At 29.7% G+C, this 16268-nt stretch carries 14 protein-coding genes and 1 pseudogene; 8 read left to right on the top strand and 7 right to left on the bottom strand.

The features are described from left to right. The first annotated feature begins 1 nt into the window (after nt 1). Genes H0I28_RS14200 through H0I28_RS14190 form a run of 3 tightly spaced genes read left to right on the top strand, consistent with a single transcriptional unit; the run spans nt 2 to nt 2431 of the window. Nucleotides 2-1420, top strand: a complete 1419-nt coding sequence (locus tag H0I28_RS14200; protein WP_218759497.1) for an efflux transporter outer membrane subunit — start codon at nt 2-4, stop codon at nt 1418-1420. Nucleotides 1421-1429: 9 nt separating this feature from the next. Next, the gene (locus H0I28_RS14195) at nt 1430-2026 is read left to right on the top strand and encodes a TetR/AcrR family transcriptional regulator (RefSeq protein ID WP_218732098.1); all 597 of its coding nucleotides are present in this window, start codon (nt 1430-1432) and stop codon (nt 2024-2026) included. A gap of 9 nt (nt 2027-2035) precedes the next feature. After that, nucleotides 2036-2431 carry a hypothetical protein gene (locus H0I28_RS14190; RefSeq protein ID WP_218732097.1) on the top strand — a complete coding sequence of 132 codons (396 nt, stop codon included), beginning with the start codon at nt 2036-2038 and terminating at the stop codon, nt 2429-2431. A 344-nt stretch (nt 2432-2775) separates the two neighbouring features. Here H0I28_RS14190 and H0I28_RS14185 read toward each other — a convergent pair whose 3' ends face one another. Beyond that, on the bottom strand, nt 2776-4251 hold the full coding sequence (locus H0I28_RS14185) for a Na+/H+ antiporter NhaC family protein (RefSeq protein WP_218754884.1): 1476 nt from the start codon (nt 4249-4251) through the stop codon (nt 2776-2778). An 89-nt stretch (nt 4252-4340) separates the two neighbouring features. Here H0I28_RS14185 and H0I28_RS14180 point away from each other — a divergent pair, with 89 nt between their 5' ends. Next, the gene (locus H0I28_RS14180) at nt 4341-4883 is read left to right on the top strand and encodes a pyridoxamine 5'-phosphate oxidase family protein (RefSeq protein ID WP_218759496.1); all 543 of its coding nucleotides are present in this window, start codon (nt 4341-4343) and stop codon (nt 4881-4883) included. A 34-nt stretch (nt 4884-4917) separates the two neighbouring features. Here H0I28_RS14180 and H0I28_RS14175 read toward each other — a convergent pair whose 3' ends face one another. Continuing rightward, nucleotides 4918-5508, bottom strand: coding sequence for a 2OG-Fe(II) oxygenase (locus H0I28_RS14175; protein WP_218732094.1), 591 nt, complete (start codon nt 5506-5508; stop codon nt 4918-4920). A gap of 46 nt (nt 5509-5554) precedes the next feature. Beyond that, entirely contained in the window at nt 5555-5989 is a 435-nt protein-coding gene (locus H0I28_RS14170) for a TerB family tellurite resistance protein (protein WP_218732093.1), read from the bottom strand. Between the two features lie 156 nt (nt 5990-6145). On the opposite strand from H0I28_RS14170, the pseudogene H0I28_RS14165 reads away from it, so the two are divergent. Further along, a pseudogene (locus H0I28_RS14165) lies at nt 6146-6439 on the top strand (FAD-dependent oxidoreductase); the annotation flags it as partial. A 55-nt stretch (nt 6440-6494) separates the two neighbouring features. On the opposite strand, the gene H0I28_RS14160 reads toward H0I28_RS14165, so the two are convergent. Next, nucleotides 6495-9803 (bottom strand): S8 family serine peptidase, encoded by a 3309-nt coding sequence (locus H0I28_RS14160; RefSeq protein WP_218759495.1) that lies wholly within the window; start codon nt 9801-9803, stop codon nt 6495-6497. A gap of 72 nt (nt 9804-9875) precedes the next feature. Here H0I28_RS14160 and H0I28_RS14155 point away from each other — a divergent pair, with 72 nt between their 5' ends. From H0I28_RS14155 to H0I28_RS14145, 3 genes are all read left to right on the top strand, one after another. Continuing rightward, on the top strand, nt 9876-11522 hold the full coding sequence (locus H0I28_RS14155) for a glycerol-3-phosphate dehydrogenase/oxidase (RefSeq protein WP_218759494.1): 1647 nt from the start codon (nt 9876-9878) through the stop codon (nt 11520-11522). A gap of 273 nt (nt 11523-11795) precedes the next feature. Continuing rightward, nucleotides 11796-12131 carry a hypothetical protein gene (locus H0I28_RS14150; protein WP_218732090.1) on the top strand — a complete coding sequence of 112 codons (336 nt, stop codon included), beginning with the start codon at nt 11796-11798 and terminating at the stop codon, nt 12129-12131. Nucleotides 12132-12558: 427 nt separating this feature from the next. Continuing rightward, nucleotides 12559-12897 carry a hypothetical protein gene (locus tag H0I28_RS14145; protein WP_218732089.1) on the top strand — a complete coding sequence of 113 codons (339 nt, stop codon included), beginning with the start codon at nt 12559-12561 and terminating at the stop codon, nt 12895-12897. Nucleotides 12898-12934: 37 nt separating this feature from the next. Here H0I28_RS14145 and H0I28_RS14140 read toward each other — a convergent pair whose 3' ends face one another. From H0I28_RS14140 to H0I28_RS14130, 3 genes are read right to left on the bottom strand one after another with little or no spacing between them, the layout of a single operon-like run. Next, a complete protein-coding gene (locus H0I28_RS14140) occupies nt 12935-14275 on the bottom strand; it encodes a kelch repeat-containing protein (protein ID WP_218759493.1) in 1341 nt (446 codons plus the stop codon). A gap of 43 nt (nt 14276-14318) precedes the next feature. After that, nucleotides 14319-15587 (bottom strand): MFS transporter, encoded by a 1269-nt coding sequence (locus H0I28_RS14135; protein ID WP_218759492.1) that lies wholly within the window; start codon nt 15585-15587, stop codon nt 14319-14321. Between the two features lies 1 nt (nt 15588). After that, nucleotides 15589-16248, bottom strand: coding sequence for a hypothetical protein (locus tag H0I28_RS14130; RefSeq protein WP_166386046.1), 660 nt, complete (start codon nt 16246-16248; stop codon nt 15589-15591). Nucleotides 16249-16268 lie beyond the last annotated feature (20 nt).

Raw genomic sequence — 16268 nt, 5'->3', positions numbered from 1 at the left:
GATGATATCAATTATAAAAAATAAAAACCTTCAAAAAGGAGTCGTTTTAGCTGTAATGGCTTTTACGTTACAAAGTTGTTTTGTTGCCAAAGAGTATACAAGACCAACAGTAGAAGAAACAGAAAACTTGTACAGAACAGATAATTTGCCATCAGATAGTATATCTATGGCAGATGTATCTTGGAGAAACTTGTTTACAGATACCTATTTGCAGCAATATATAGAAGAAGGCTTGCAAAACAATATGGACATTCGTATTGCAATTCAACAAATAGTTGCAGCCGAAGCATATGCTAAACAAGGAAAAGCAGGTTATTTACCTTCTTTAAGTGTAGGTCCTAATCTTACACATCAAGAATTATCTAAAAATACCCAGTTTGGAGCATTTTTAACAGATACTTCTACAGATCAATGGGATATTACTGCATCACTTTCTTGGGAAGCAGATATTTGGGGAAAAATACGAAGCAATAAACGTGCAACTCAAGCAGCTTATTTACAAAGTGTTGCCGGACATCAAGCCGTAAAAACGCAATTGATTTCTAGTATTGCAGCTACGTATTACAGTATTTTAGCTTTAGATGCACAGTTAGAAATAACCAAGACATCTATTAAAACTAGAGAAAAAGGGGTAGAAACTATTAAAGCTTTAAAAGAAGCAGGTTTAACAAATCAGGTTGCAGTAGATCAAAATATTGCACAATACAATAATGCAAAAGCATTAGAAGTAGATTTAGAAGTTGCACTGTTTAGAGCAGAAAATACATTAAGTATTTTATTGGGTAAAACACCTCAGGAAGTCGAAAGAAGTAGTTTAGAAGACCAAACTATAACCACTGAAATGAAATTAGGTTTTGCTTCAGAATTACTAAGTAACAGACCAGATGTAATTGCTGCTGAGTATAACTTAATAAGTGCTTTCGAATTGACAAATGTTGCTAGAAGTAGTTTATATCCTTCTTTAACGTTAACCGCTGCTGGCGGATTGCAAAGTTTAGAATTAGATAAATTATTTAATGCAAACTCTTTATTTGCAAATATAGTTGGTGGTTTAACACAACCTATTCTTAATAAACGAAAACTAAAAACTCAAAAAGAAGTTGCTATTGCACAACAAGAGCAAGCGCTTTTAAATTTTAAAAAGACTTTATTAGTTGCAGGTAACGAAGTTTCAAATGCTTTGTACTCTTTTAATTCTGAAAATAAAAAGTACGAATTCTTACAAAACGAAGTGGAAGCTTTACGTAAAGCAGAAAAAAATTCTGACGAATTATTAAAGAATGGTTATGCTACTTATTTAGACTTATTAACAGCTAGACAAAGTGCGTTAAACTCAGAAATTAAAGTGATTGGTAGTAGATTACAACAATTACAATCTGTTGTAAACTTATACGAAGCTTTGGGTGGAGGTTTAAAATAATAACTTAAAATGGTTAGTAAACAAGAACTTATTGAATGTTCTATTACAAATTTTATCAAGTTTGGAAGCAAGCGTTTTTCTATGAACGAGCTCGCTTCCGAACTTGGTATTTCTAAAAAAACCATTTACAAACACTTTAAAACTAAAGACGAACTCATTTCTAAAGGGGTTCGTTTTATTATTGAAAAATACCTGCACGAAATAGATAAAATTCTAAAAACTACAGAAGATCCTATTGAAAAAATAATTTTAATTCAAAAAGTCAATTTTCAATATTTAGACTATTTTCAACCGACTTTTTTATATGGAATTAAAAAATATCATCACAAAGCAGATGCTGTTTTTATTGATTTTAAAGTCAATTTTATAAAAACCAACTTAAAACCTTTACTAGAAGAGGCTATAGAAAAAGAGTATATTTGCAAAAATTTAAATATTAATTTGTTTTGCGATTTGTATTTTACAAAACTAAAAAGTTTAGTTTTTGAACCTATAAATCTTTTTGATAAATACGGTGTAGAAAGTGTTTTTAAACACCTTATTGTTAATAATTTAAAAGGTGTAATTACACCAAATTACAAAGACACAAATAAATTATTTTCTTGATTATTTTTTATGAAAAAAGACATTCAAATACCAGAAGTTACCGACGTAGAAATGGCAATCGCTTATGAATACAATGATATTTATAACACCAACGATTGGAATGTCTATATCATCAATAATAAAAATATTGATTTAGAAATGATGGTAGTTGTTACACAAGGCTTTTCTGAGACTAAAATAACATCTTTATTCCGTAAAAAATTAGACAAACTTCCAGCAAATTCTTTTGCTAAAATTGAATTTATTCAACCAGAGTTGTTCAAGTTAAACAACCGTTTTCAAGTTACTTTTTTCGAGGGAAATACTTTGTATGAAAAAACATTTCTCTTTAAAGAAAACACTATTAAAGAAGGTGCTTTGCGTATGATTGATAGCATTAAAAAACGTGCTATTCTAGCTGAGTAAAAGGATCTTTCATATATATTTATTAACCTCTTTAAGTTTTAAAATTTAAAGAGGTTTTTTATTTTAATGTAGAATTTGAAAAACCTTTAAAATTATTTCTTCTACGTTAAGAGAAGTTTTATTGCATTGATAGCAAAAAGCAAACAAGCATCATGAGGTTTTTCAATCGCTTAAAAAAGCTCATTTAGAAATGACAAACTAAACAAAATTACAGTTTGTTTGCAAATATGCTCGCGTTAGCGATTGCAAAGGCATCCTTTTTGTTTTTCTCAAAAAGATATAGTGGAAAGCGCGACCCTTGTGGTAACGCCCAAATTCTTAAAAAGGATCGTTAAAAAGCTAATTTAGCCTAAAAAACCAATAGCCAAATACATTAAAATTGTAATTACGCCACCAACTAAGGCATACGGTAATTGTGTTTTTACATGGTCTATATGATCACTAGCAGACGCCATAGAAGATATAATAGAAGTGTCTGAAATTGGCGAACAATGATCTCCAAAAACGCCACCTCCTAAAGTTGCAGCGACCACGATAGTTGGATCTGCTCCATGAATATTTGCCATAGGTATAGAAATTGCCAACATAATGGCAAAAGTTCCCCAAGAGGTCCCGGTAGAAAAAGCAATAAACGAACTAATGATAAAAACCACAGCCGGTAACAATTCTGGTGACAACCAATCTTTGGTAACATTGGCTACGTAAATTCCGGTTTCTAATTCTTTACAAGCATCTCCAATGGCAAATGCCAACAACATTAACAACGCTAATGGCATGAGTTCACTAATTCCTTTTAAAGTTAAATTAACAGCTTCTTTTGGCTTCATAATTCCTTGTATAAAATACATTGCCATGGCAACCAGTAAAGCAGTAATTACTGCGTATAAAACCGATGATGAACCAGAACCTTCTCCGATTGCTTGTGTTATATGGTCTAAAGTAGATGTAGCCTCTTTTACAGCATCCCAACCTGTGTAGATTAAGTTTATTGGCATCATACAAACCATGACTAAAAGCGGTACAATCATGTTATACGCTTTTGCTTCAATTCCTTCTTTTGGAGGAAATGACGTAATTTCATCAGAAATCATTGGTGTAGAGCCTTCGTTCATTAACGCTCCTGTTTCTTTGGTTCTTTTTTCGGCTTTTTTCATTGGGCCAAAATCTTTTTTAGATAAGATGATAAAAAACAAAATTCCGATGGCTAAAATTGGATAAAAGTTATATTTAATAGAGGCAATCATCATTGCAAAAGGTTTGTCAATTCCTTGTGTTAGCAACAATCCCATAATAAAAGCGCCCCAAGCATTAAAAGGAATTAATATAGAGGATGGTGCAGAACTAGAATCTGCTATATAGGCTAGTTTTTCTCTTGGAATGCCTAATTTATCGAATATTGGTCTGTATAAAGTACCTACTGTTAAAGAACTAATACTAGTTTCTACAAACAGTAATAAACCAGTAAAGGTTGCTAAAACCTGAACCATTACTCTACTATAACCTGTTTTTTTATTTTCTAGTTTTACTAATTTTCTGTTGATAATATTAATAAATCCCTCTACTCCTCTAGAATATTGAATAAAAATTAGTAATGCACCCACCAAAGCACTAAACATAATGGTTCTTGTATTTCCTTGAGATTGAAAAACATTTACCATGCCTTCTATCATTGCCAAAGTTCCGGATAACGGATTAAAACCTTCTATGATCAACCAAGAAAACCAAATACCTAATAACAAGGCAATGTACACTTGTTTGGTTTTTAAGGCTAAAATGATTGCCACAATAGGTGGTATTACTGATAAAAATCCATATTCCATAAAAAAATGTTTAGAATGCTAAAGGTAGTAATTATTAAACCACATTATCAATCGTTATTTTGTAATTTGGTCGACTAATAATTACGATTATGTCAAAATTTTATACAAAAATCACTTCAAGGCTTCAAAAGTTTATAGAAGTTCAAAAAATATTCTTTGTGGCTACGGCTCCAAATAATGGTAGAATTAATTTATCTCCTAAAGGAATGGATTCTTTTAGAGTGATGAATGAAAACCGTGTTTTGTGGTTAAACGTTACCGGAAGCGGAAACGAAACTGCTGCTCATTTATTAGAAAACGACAGAATTACCATAATGTTTTGTGCTTTTGAAGGTGCACCAAACATTCTTAGATTATACGGTAAAGGAAAAGAAATTAAAGAAGGAGATGCTTCTTGGAATGATTTAATTACACTGTTTCCAGAAACTCCAGGAACGCGTCAGATATTTGACATTTCTATAGCATCTGCACAAACTTCTTGCGGAATGTCTATTCCGTTTTACGATTATAAAGGCGAAAGAAATGAATTAAATGATTGGGCAACCGAACAAGGAAAAGAGGGTATTAAAAAGTATTGGGAAGATAAAAACCAAACAAGTATTGATGGTTTACCTTCCCAAATATTGGAATAATGTTTTGAGTAACTTATAAAAAAGAAATATATAATTACCCTAATAAGGGGCCTAAACTTGTTGGTTGGTAAAGCAACCAACCCGTTAAACTATACCTATCTTTAAAAGATTTTAAAACAGCATGTGGTACTTTATCACTTTTAAATAAAACACATCTTTTTGCAATAGGTGCTACTAATTGTAATTTTTTATTTTTATCTAAAATTTCTAATTGTCCACCATTTTCTGTTTCCCAATTATCATTAAGGTAAATAATCATAGAAATCATTCTATTATTTCTACCTTCAAATTGATCTAAATGTCTTTTATAATAACCTCCAGAAGGATAATGAGCTAAATGAAATTCTTGGCCAGATAAACTTAGATAACAATACCTATTTAACGTACTTTTAGTTTCTTCTAATAAATTCCAAAAACCACTAAGTGCCGCATCTCTGTCTTTATTTAACCAATAGGTTTTATCACCACGAATGTTTTTTTTTATTGTGTGTTGGTTAAGAGAACCAATACCTGCTTTATCAAAAACATCTATTTTTTCAAAAAGGAAGTTTTTAATTTGTTTATAAAGGTTGTTGTCTATAAAATCATCAATAATTACATAATCTTGCTCTGCAAGATCGTCCATCCAGGACAACCACAGCTCTAGGTTGTGAATTGTTTGCAATTAAAAATTAAACCTTGTTCACTAACTTTATTGCCTTAGTAAAATCTGATAAATCATTCTCATTTAAAACTAAATGAATGGCTTCGTCACAAACTTTTTCTACATTATCATGAGAAAAATGTAGGCGAACAGCTATTTTTCTCATCAATTGAACTTCAATTAACTTTGCTTCTCCATCAACCAAAATCATTTTAGCCAAACGATACAAACGTTCTATTCTATCTTCATAATTTGCAGGTGCATTTGTTGGAAATTTTTCTGGATTATTAAGAATAACAGCAAACTCATCTAACGTTAAGTTTAAGTTCTTACCCATTCGTATTAATAATTCTTTTTCATCATCTGTAATTTCTCCGTCTATTTTTGCAATTTTTACAATATTTGCAAAATGCCCGATTTCTTGTTTGTGTTTTCCTTTAGGATATAAATCTAATATTGCCATTTTTATTTATTTTCGATAAAAATAGTGAAAATGGTTTAAAAAAAAAGTTAAAATACGTTTCCGAAAATATTTCTAAAAAGACAAATCGAATAGATTGCATTTTTTGTACTTTGTTAAAGAATAGTTTTCACATAACTATTCTTTTATTAATTTAACTTAAAATATTTACAATCTACTGAATTTGATGTACTAATTATTCGTATTGATTTTACAGGCGCAGGTATTGCATTAGATGCAGCATCGAGAGGAATGAAAGTTGTTTTGATAGAAAAAAACAATTTTGCTTCTGGTACTTTTAGTAAATCTACAAAACTAATTTACGGAGGTTTGCCTTATCTAAAACAATTCGACTTTTGGTTGGTTAAAGAAGTGAGAACTGAGCGTGCTATTGTACATGATTTAGCTCCACATTTAGTAGTTCCAGAAAAAATGATTTTACCTTTAATTGAATAAAAAAAAAGCCAAAACACTTGTTTTGGCTTTTTTTTTGATTTTAAAAGTTACCTTATTGTGTAATAATTATCTTTTTTGTTACTTTTTTACTTCCTTGTTTTATACCTAATAAATAAACACCTGAAGAAAGGTTTTTTGTATCTATTTCTTTAGTAAATACATCTGTTGTTGACTTATTTACAGAAGTGAAAATTTTTCTTCCTTGTAAGTCAAATAACGAGATAATTACATCATTACCAATTGCATTATTTAATTTTACATTTAAGATACCTTTTACTGGGTTAGGCCATAAAGAAACATCATTTAAAGAAAATTCATTTGTATTTAAAACACCTTCTTGTATGGTAACTGTTTGGTTTGATAACCATCCTTTTGCAGCGTTTGTAACATTAACTTTAAACTGATCTGTAAAAGCAGTTGTCTCTGCATTTGTAAAGGTAATTTTACCTGCTGTTATATCTGCTTGGGTAAAAGTGTCTCCAGAAACTAATTCGGTTCCTTCTTTTTTAAGAGTACCTTTTTCTGCTAATTCTACTAAGGTATATATTTGTTGTTCTTCGGTTTCAGAAGCCGTAGAAGCATTCATATCAGTTGTTTTTATTACATAGTTTAAACTTCCATTTAAAACTAAATTTGAAGTAGAAAAAGTAGGAACACTTGTATTTTCTACTGATGAACAAATTGTAATTGAAACAGCATTAATTTGGCCTCCATTCAATTCTGAGTTGTCTTGTACAATCAATTTCCAATCTCCAATTGCAGATTTTCCTAAAAATGGTAAACTCATATTGTTATCCGGTGCTATGGTTCCGGTTACTGCTGGTGTTGAAAAATTACAAAATAATACACCTGCATCATCGTCAAAAGTAGTATTTCTTATATCTCCTCTATCACCACAAGCATCAGATAAAAGAACTACACTAGCACCACCAATACTAGCTGGGGCTTGTAAAGAAATCGTTAACTCTTGCATACTTGGATGTGTTATATCTAATGTTACCATAACTTTATTAACAAATAAATTGTCTGTAATACTTATAGGAACTATTGCTGTAGCATTTGCAGATGTTTCATCTATACCAGCTGTAGAAAAATCTGTAGCAGTATAAATATTTGTACAATCTGTAACTCCAGTTTGAAAACTAAAAGTAGAAGAGTATGCTCCTTCTCCACATTTATTTGTTGGTTTTACCCTCCAATAATATACAGAATTCGTTTCTAAATCAACGATATCTACTGTTGTTGCAGAAATAACATCTGTAAATAAAAGAGTACTAAAACTTGGTGAGTTAGATAATTCTACCACATAGTTTTCAGCATTTAGATTTGTTTTCCAAGCTAATGATACTTTTTTTGCAATCCCTTTCTGCCCATTCTCTGGAAATTCTAATTCTGATGGGTTATTATCAAAATTTGGATGAAGAACAATCAATCTAATTATTCTTTTTTGAATTTCATTTCCATTATCTCCCTCTACTTCAATATAATAAGAACCTGCTGAAACATTTGTTAAGTTACCAAAAGTAATATTAAAGCTACCATCTTCACTTAACGATTCTTTAGAAAAAGCTACGGATACACCTTCTGGAGCTCCTGTAGTAGAAAACTGAGTAGTACCTGCAACAGCTTGTCTATATTCAAAATTAAAAACAGCATCTTCATTAGAACAAAATGCTTGTTCAGAATTATCTGCTACAAAAGTAAATTCACCAGCAATACCAGTTACAATTAAAGAAAAATTTTGTGCCTCTGCCAAAGTTCCTTTGTGAGTAACTGTAATGGTATACTCTCCAGAAGTTGGGTTTGCTATATCTACTCTTTCATAAGGATCTACTAAATTATCTCCTTTTTCATTGCTATTAACTCCTGTTAATCTCCAAGGCTTATACTCAACACCATCTCTAGTAATTTTAATATCTAAATCGTTTACTAAGACAGCTGTTGCATCATTTACTAATCCTTCACTTACAGCTCCTGGTTTATCTGTCCAAGAAACAGATGCTAATAAAGGATTTAAACCATCAGAATTAACGGTTACAGAATAAGTATTTCCATTGGTTAAAACCTCTTCAGAAATCCAAGATTCAAAACCTTTTTTAGTAATTGTTTCTGCAGCTACTTTAGTATTCATTAACCCCCAACCTGTTTTTGCATCGGGTCCAGCAATATCTGTATCATCTGCAGTATGTAGTGCCAATCCTTTTAAAGTAGCAGATTTCATAAAGCTACCATATGTTTCTTTATAATATTGTTGTAATAACAATAAAGAACCTGTTACGTTTGGAGAAGCCATTGAAGTACCAGAAATTGAATTATAAGCATTGTCTGCAGAATCATAAGTAGAATATAAAGAAGACCCATTCCCCATTATGTCTGGTTTAATTCTTAAATCGTCTGTTGGACCTTGTGAACTACTGGTATTTCTATTAACCGATAATAATGCACCATTTGCATCTATTAATGCATCTTGCCCATTTGCAATAACCAAACTATTTTTTGTAGTAGACCAACTTGTTAACTTATCAAAAGCAGCACTTCCCTCTAAAGGAGCTTCATTTGCAGTATTGTCATTACCATCATTTCCTGCAGCTACAACCATTAAGTAATAAGGTGCATTGTACATTAAGTTATCCCAATTTCTAGAAGTAGAAATATAAGCGCCAAAATAATAAGATGGAATTTGTACTTCATCATCATCATCTCTAGCAGCAATACCATAAGAATGATTTGAAACTAACATTCCGTTTGAAGCAGCAATCGTAGCCTCAGATAAATCGTTATTCCAATCATAACCAATTCCTTTTGCCTTAGGAGCCATTCCTTTTGCTTCTGGCTCAAAACCAGAAGAAATAATAGTTCCCATTACATGAGCTGCATGAAAATTTAATTCTGATGAAAAATCTCCTACAGAAAATCTATCTTCTCCACCATCTCCATCATATTCTTGGTGCGTTGCTCTTGCAATACCACCATCCCAAACATAAGCTGTCATTCCCTGACCTTCTATGTTTAAGCCAAGACCTCCATTATTATGTAAGTAATTTGTTCTAGTAGAAATAGCTGCATCAACATTGTATGTTTTATAATACAAAGGGGTACCTTCTTTAGAGACCTTCATTAATTCATAATATGAACCTGTATCGTCTGTAAATTTCATTTTCCAACCTCTTTGAGTTGCTAAAAGGGTAGCATTCTCTTTTTCTTTTCTAAAGTTTGTAGAAAATTCTTCCTTTAAATTCTCTAATTTTGTTAAATTATAATCTTTAATTATAAGTTGTTTTTCTGATGAATTTTGAGCAACTAAAGAAAAAGAAGCTAAAAAGAAAAAAAGAAAAATTTGCTTAAAGTAATTGTATATCATAGGGTTGATTTATGTATTTTGTAAGCAAATATATACTTTTAAATTTTTTATTATTAAAATTTAACTTTAAACATGAACAACTTTTCCTATTTAAATAGAAAAAAAAATACACAAGATTTACAATCTATCGAATTTGATGTACTAATTATTGGTGGTGGAATTACAGGCGCAGGTATTGCATTAGATGCAGCTTCTAGAGGAATGCAAGTTGCTTTGATAGAAAAAAACGACTTTGCTTCTGGTACTTCTAGTAAATCTACAAAACTAATTCACGGAGGTTTGCGTTATCTAAAACAATTCGACTTTTGGTTGGTTAAAGAAGTGGGAACTGAGCGTGCTATTGTACATGATTTAGCTCCACATTTAGTGGTTCCAGAAAAAATGATTTTACCTTTAATTGATGGAGGAACGTATGGTTCTTGGTTAACGTCTATCGGACTAAAAGTCTACGATATTTTAGCTTCTGTAGAAGGAGAAGACAAACGAAAGATGTTAGACAAAGCAGAAGCCTTAGAAAAAGAACCGATGTTGCCAGAAAACATTTTAAATGGTGCCGGATATTATGCAGAATATAGAACCGATGACGCTCGTTTAACTATAGAGGTTTTAAAAACAGCTTTAAATTACAATGCAAAAATTATAAATTATACAGCAGCTAAAGAGTTTATTTATGAAGATAATAGGGTTGTTGGCGCAAAAGTAAAAGACACTTTTTCTGGTGAAGATTATGACATTAAAGCAAAATATGTAGTAAATGCTTGTGGACCTTGGGTAGATGAATTAAGACAAATTAACCATTCTAAAACTGGTAAAAGATTGCATTTAACTAAAGGAGTACATTTAGTAGTGGCTCATGATAAATTGCCTGTAAAACAATCTGTTTATTTTGATATTCCAGACGGACGCATGATGTTTGCCATTCCGCGTGGAAAAGTTACGTATTTTGGTACTACAGACACCAATTATCAACTAGATAAAAATAATGTAGAAACCAATTTAGTAGATGCTACTTATCTTATTTCTGCTGTTAATAACATGTTTCCAAAGATTCAACTTACGTTGGATGACATTCAATCTTCTTGGGCAGGATTAAGACCTTTAATTCATGAAGAAGGCAAATCTTCTTCAGAATTGTCTAGAAAAGACGAAATTTTTGTTTCTGATACCGAACTAATTTCTATTGCTGGCGGAAAATTAACCGGTTATCGTAAAATGGCAGAACGAATTGTAGATTTAATTGCCAAAAAATATGAACGCAGATTCGATACAAAATTTGAAGAAATAAAAACCAAAGAAATAGCACTTTCTGGTGGTACTTTTGATAGTTACCAAGAAGTAGAAAGTTATACAGATGCTATTCAAAATAGAATTGCAGAAGTAGATTTCGATAGAAAGGACGCAGAATATTTAGTGCATAATTATGGAAAACAAACAGATATTATTTTGCAAAAATTTGATGATTTAATGCACGATAATATGCAAGAAAAAATGATCATGGCAGAAGTTTGGTTTACCATAAATTACGAAATGACTTGCACTCCAACAGATTTTTTTATGCGCAGAACGGGTCGTTTGTTTTTTGATGCACACAGTGTAAATTTATACAAAGAATATGTTTTAGAATTGTTTAAAACTCATTTTTCTTGGGATGAAAAAACAACTAAAAAACATCAATTAGAATTAGAAGAAAAAATACAATTGGCTACTACTTTTAACTAAATTGTAGTTTTTAAAACACCAATATATATAACCTTATAGATTGTATAATCTGTGAGGTTTTTTATGTTAAAAACATCTTTTAAGCTCTATTTATAGTCATTAATTTACTAAAAAAAACTTAATTCAAATATAATACTTTTAAAAAAAAGTTTATATTTGAATATAACGTCCTATCATTATGATGTTTATGATTTTTCTATTTAAATAACTTCTTTCTCGAAAAAAGAGTATTTAAAATATTTATAATTTACAATAAACTTAAATTTAAAAATTATGAAAACGTTTTATACCTCGATTGTTGTCTTATTTATTGCCTTCTCTTTTTCTGCAAAAAAAATAGTATTTCAAGAAAAAATAAATACATTAGTTGCTACTTATATAGGTCCTACAGAAAATCAAGACTATAAATTTGTAGATGATGATGGTGTGGCATATTTATTTTATGATAAATCTAAAAATATAAATTTTGAGAAAGAAGATGATTCTAAAATGAATAAAAAATTTATAGTTACTTGGAAAAATAAACTTGTAGAAGAATATAATTCCGTAGGTCAAAAAACAGGTGAGAAAATTACTGTAAAAACGATATTATCCATTAAAGCAAAATAATAATTTAAGCCATTTGTAAAACTTTATAAATGGTTATGTATATGCTCAATAGGTATTCTTTTACCAACTTTTTGGTTACCGATCTAACTAAAAAAATATAGTTCGTGTTTTTTAATGATAAAATAAATTAGTGTAACATTTTTAAGGAAATCCCTTACATTTAAACTCTTTTCAAAAAATACGTAACAACATAAATATCAGTATAATTGAGAGGAAAATAAATTAATCAATAATTTTTTATTAGTAATGATAAAAAAATAAATTTTTCTCTTTTCAATTCAAAAAAAATGTATATTTGATATACATTATCAGTAATTTTTAAGGCTTATGAAAATATAGTTTCGAGTACTTCAAAACCAAAGCAGGTTCTTTTAAGAAAAAGAGCAGCTACTATATTTATTAAAAAATAACCTTAAAATTAAAAATCATGAAAACATTATATGCGTCAGCATTAGTACTGTTTATTACCTTAACTTTTTCTGTAAACACAATTTCTGCACAAGAAAAAGAAAACAAAATTGTTGCTACTTTTAAAGGAGTAACTGAAACTGAATATTTTAAATTTGTAGATGAAAAAGATGCTACTATTTTATTCTACGACTTAGATGAAAATATAGAACTTTCTTTATACGAAGAGGAAATGATTGGTAAAAAATTCAATATTACTTGGTCTACAAAACAAATTGATGAGTTTGATGAAAATGGTGAAGCAACAGGAGATTTAACAACTGTAAAAACCATATTAACCATCACAGAAGTTAAATAAATTTACAAACCGCTTATTACCTTAATAAGCGGTTTTTTTATAACTTTTTACTATCAATAGGTCTCGTATTAATAATATCTGACACATTTATAGAATAAAGACCATTAGATGGATCTTTTTTAAATTCATTTAGATTAAGATAACCTCCCAGAACATATAAAGTTTCATTAAAGAAATGCATGTTAGCATCGTTTAAATTTAAACCTATTATATACTCTTTTAAAATATTAGTTTTAGGTTCTAAAGTTACAAGCTTTCCTCCTTCTGTTAAATAGATAAAATCATTATCTTTAGTAATAGCAGGCTTTCTCATTCCTCTAAAAAGAGTTCCTTCTTTTTTCCATCTACCTGTAATTAAATTAAAAGATTCAATATCTGTTAAATTACTATTATTATATCCTCCAAATAAATATAATTTATCATCAAAAATAATTCCTGTAACTTCTTTTCCTTTCGGCATTTTAGCAAGTAAATACCAATATCCTTTTTCTAAATCGTATAGGTGTATATCATTAGAATAAATGATTTTTCCGTTTTTGTTTATCTTAGTAGAACCGCCAAAAACAAGCAGTTTATTATCATACAAAACTGTACCAAAATCTACAGCTTTATGTGGGTTTGTTTGGTCTTTTATAATTGATAAATTATTTAAAGACACAATCTCTATATCATTTACTAACAAGTCTCTTTTTTTAGTTCTTGACAGTTTTTTACCCCCCATAAGTAATACAGTATCTTTATAGTTTATTGCATTATGATAAGCCCTTTTTATAACCTTATCTTCCTTAATTTCCCATTGTTTATTAGCAATATCATAAGATTGAATATCACCAATATAATTATAAAAACTAGCAAATTTTGGGCTTGTTAAGAATTTCATTATTTCTTCTTCGCCTCCGTATTGAAGCTGACTTATACCTTCTTTATTTCTATCGTATTCAGTAGAAGCATCTCCTCCAAAAACATGTATTTTACTATTATTTAAAACAGATGCAAAAGAATATACTCCTTTTGGTAAATTTTCTAATTTTGAAAAATGAATTGAATTTTTTAAGTTCTTTTTTGAATTGATTTTAATTCCATCTAACATTTCTTGCTTTTCATGAAGAAAAATAACTAACGGTTCATTTGTTATATTATAATCAATTTTTTGAGTTTCGTATTTAAGATGAGAAACGGAAAAAGATATTTCTTTTTGATTGTTTAAACGATAAGTAAACTCTCCTTTCTGATTGGTATAAACAGTTTTATCTATAAAAAAAATATGTGCTTTTTCAATAGGTTTTTTAGTATCAAGATCTAAAACTGTACCAGAAATTTTTTGGGAAAAACCAATTGTAGAGAAAAATAGAAACGAGTATATAATTAAGTTTTTCATGAAAATATTTATATTTAAAGCATCAAAAATTATACCTTAAAAATTAATCTTCTTTTTGATTTGCTTCTATCTCTTCTGTTAAATCTAAATCTCTTAAAGTAGGGTTTAAAGCTCCAATACCAACAACGGTAAGTAACGTCATGGTTCCTCCAAAAACAACCGCCATAGAAGCTCCTAAAAATTTTGCTGCTAAACCACTTTCAAAAGCACCTAACTCGTTAGAAGAACCTACAAACATAGAATTTACAGAAGATACTCTACCTCTCATATCATCTGGCGTTTTTAATTGTAAAATTGTCTGACGAATTACCATAGAAATCCCGTCTGCAGCACCACTTATAAACAATGCTAAAATACTAACCCAGAAAATAGAAGATAACCCAAAAGCAATAATACTTAGTCCGAAGACAAAGACAGAAACCAACATTTTTTTACCTGTTTTTCTGTTGATAGGAATGTAAGTTGTTAGAAACATAGTAACAATACTTCCCATAGAAATTGAAGCATTTAAAATACCGAAACCTTCTGGTCCAACTTTTAAAACATCTTGTGCAAAAACAGATAAAATAGCTACGGTTCCACCAAATAAAACCGCAATCATATCTAATGTTAAAACACCTAAAATGGCTTTATTATGAAACACAAATCTTACACCAGCTTTTAAACTTTCTTTCATTGGTTCCCCAATTTTTTTGTTTAAAATGGGTTTCTTTTCTATTAAAAAAGTAAAAATTAAGGATAGAATTACTAAGAAAAAAACCAAACAAAGCGTTTTATCAACACCAATCCAACTTATAAAAAACCCACCAAATAAAGCACCAGAAACCGAAGCAGTTTTCCAGGTACTTGTACTCCATGTTGCCGCATTATGATATATCTTTTTAGGAACCAATAATGCCACTAAAGAGAAAATTGTAGGTCCAAAAAACGAACGTAAAAAGCCGCCAAAGAAAACCAAAGCGTAAATTGAATATAGAATTTTATTTGTAGACCAATGGCCAACAACAATATCTGATGTTAATAAAAACAGTCCTAAACTAATCAGCGAAAAAGCTGCAATACAAATAGCAAATAAATTTCTTTTTTCATTTTGATCTACAATATGACCTGCAAATAAAGCCATTGTAAATGCCGGAATAATTTCCATTAAACCTATAATACCCAAAGATAAAGGATCTTTTGTAATAGAATATACTTGCCATTCTATTACAATAAATTGCATAGACCAACCAAAAACCAGCAAGAATCTAACAAACAAAAAAATATTGAATTCCTTAATTCTTAATGCTGCATAAGGATCTTGTTTTGTCATTTTAACTCAATTTCATATCCATTAAAATGGCAAAAGTTTGGTTAATGTCTTCTTCTTTTACAACAATTGTCATTTCGTTTGTAGTAGAAATAATTTCTTGTAACGGAATATCAGCCCAAGCCAATTGTTTTAAAATAAAGTAATAAATACCGGATTGTTCTTGGTTTTCTTTTGGAAGTTTAATAGTAATAGACGCCAAATCTAATACACTAGAAATAAGTGCTTCTTTTTCGAAAATCTCATTTACAAAAGGTTCTAAATTTTTACTAGTAACAATATTCGTTTCAAAAATACCTTGAGAAACGGTTAAAAAATAATCAGAACTTTCTGATGATTTCATTAAAATTTTTGCAATTTCTTTTAATAATGAAGTGGTGTTTTTAAAAGTGAAATCGCACAAATCAGACCTTACAATTACATCACCTAAATCTAAGGCTAATTTTTTTATATTCTTTCTAATACGTAATTCACTTGCAGGAGAAAGTCTATTAATAGCCATCATAACTGCACCAACCTTTACTTCTTTTTTTAAAGCAGTAGAAACTTCGGGTAAAATAATTCTTGCCAAAGATGAAACATTTATCAACTTTTCATTTAAAGCCTCTTCTATAAAAGGTGTTTTTCTAATGGTGCTTTCTACAACTTCTTGTATTGTTTTCATTGTAATTGTTTAATATATTA

The sequence above is a fragment of the Polaribacter sp. AHE13PA genome (assembly GCF_019278505.1).
Lineage (GTDB): Bacteria > Bacteroidota > Bacteroidia > Flavobacteriales > Flavobacteriaceae > Polaribacter.
This window is presented reverse-complemented; position numbering and strand designations above follow the sequence as displayed.

Excerpts from the sequence above, each read along its gene's own strand:
- H0I28_RS14200 (WP_218759497.1), top strand. The coding sequence starts at position 2 with ATGATATCAATTATAAAAAATAAAAACCTTCAAAAAGGAGTCGTTTTA.
- H0I28_RS14195 (WP_218732098.1), top strand. The coding sequence starts at position 1,430 with ATGGTTAGTAAACAAGAACTTATTGAATGTTCTATTACAAATTTTATC.
- H0I28_RS14190 (WP_218732097.1), top strand. The coding sequence starts at position 2,036 with ATGAAAAAAGACATTCAAATACCAGAAGTTACCGACGTAGAAATGGCA.
- H0I28_RS14185 (WP_218754884.1), bottom strand. The coding sequence starts at position 4,251 with ATGGAATATGGATTTTTATCAGTAATACCACCTATTGTGGCAATCATT.
- H0I28_RS14180 (WP_218759496.1), top strand. The coding sequence starts at position 4,341 with ATGTCAAAATTTTATACAAAAATCACTTCAAGGCTTCAAAAGTTTATA.
- H0I28_RS14175 (WP_218732094.1), bottom strand. The coding sequence starts at position 5,508 with ATGGACGATCTTGCAGAGCAAGATTATGTAATTATTGATGATTTTATA.
- H0I28_RS14170 (WP_218732093.1), bottom strand. The coding sequence starts at position 5,989 with ATGGCAATATTAGATTTATATCCTAAAGGAAAACACAAACAAGAAATC.
- H0I28_RS14160 (WP_218759495.1), bottom strand. The coding sequence starts at position 9,803 with ATGATATACAATTACTTTAAGCAAATTTTTCTTTTTTTCTTTTTAGCT.
- H0I28_RS14155 (WP_218759494.1), top strand. The coding sequence starts at position 9,876 with ATGAACAACTTTTCCTATTTAAATAGAAAAAAAAATACACAAGATTTA.
- H0I28_RS14150 (WP_218732090.1), top strand. The coding sequence starts at position 11,796 with ATGAAAACGTTTTATACCTCGATTGTTGTCTTATTTATTGCCTTCTCT.
- H0I28_RS14145 (WP_218732089.1), top strand. The coding sequence starts at position 12,559 with ATGAAAACATTATATGCGTCAGCATTAGTACTGTTTATTACCTTAACT.
- H0I28_RS14140 (WP_218759493.1), bottom strand. The coding sequence starts at position 14,275 with ATGAAAAACTTAATTATATACTCGTTTCTATTTTTCTCTACAATTGGT.
- H0I28_RS14135 (WP_218759492.1), bottom strand. The coding sequence starts at position 15,587 with ATGACAAAACAAGATCCTTATGCAGCATTAAGAATTAAGGAATTCAAT.
- H0I28_RS14130 (WP_166386046.1), bottom strand. The coding sequence starts at position 16,248 with ATGAAAACAATACAAGAAGTTGTAGAAAGCACCATTAGAAAAACACCT.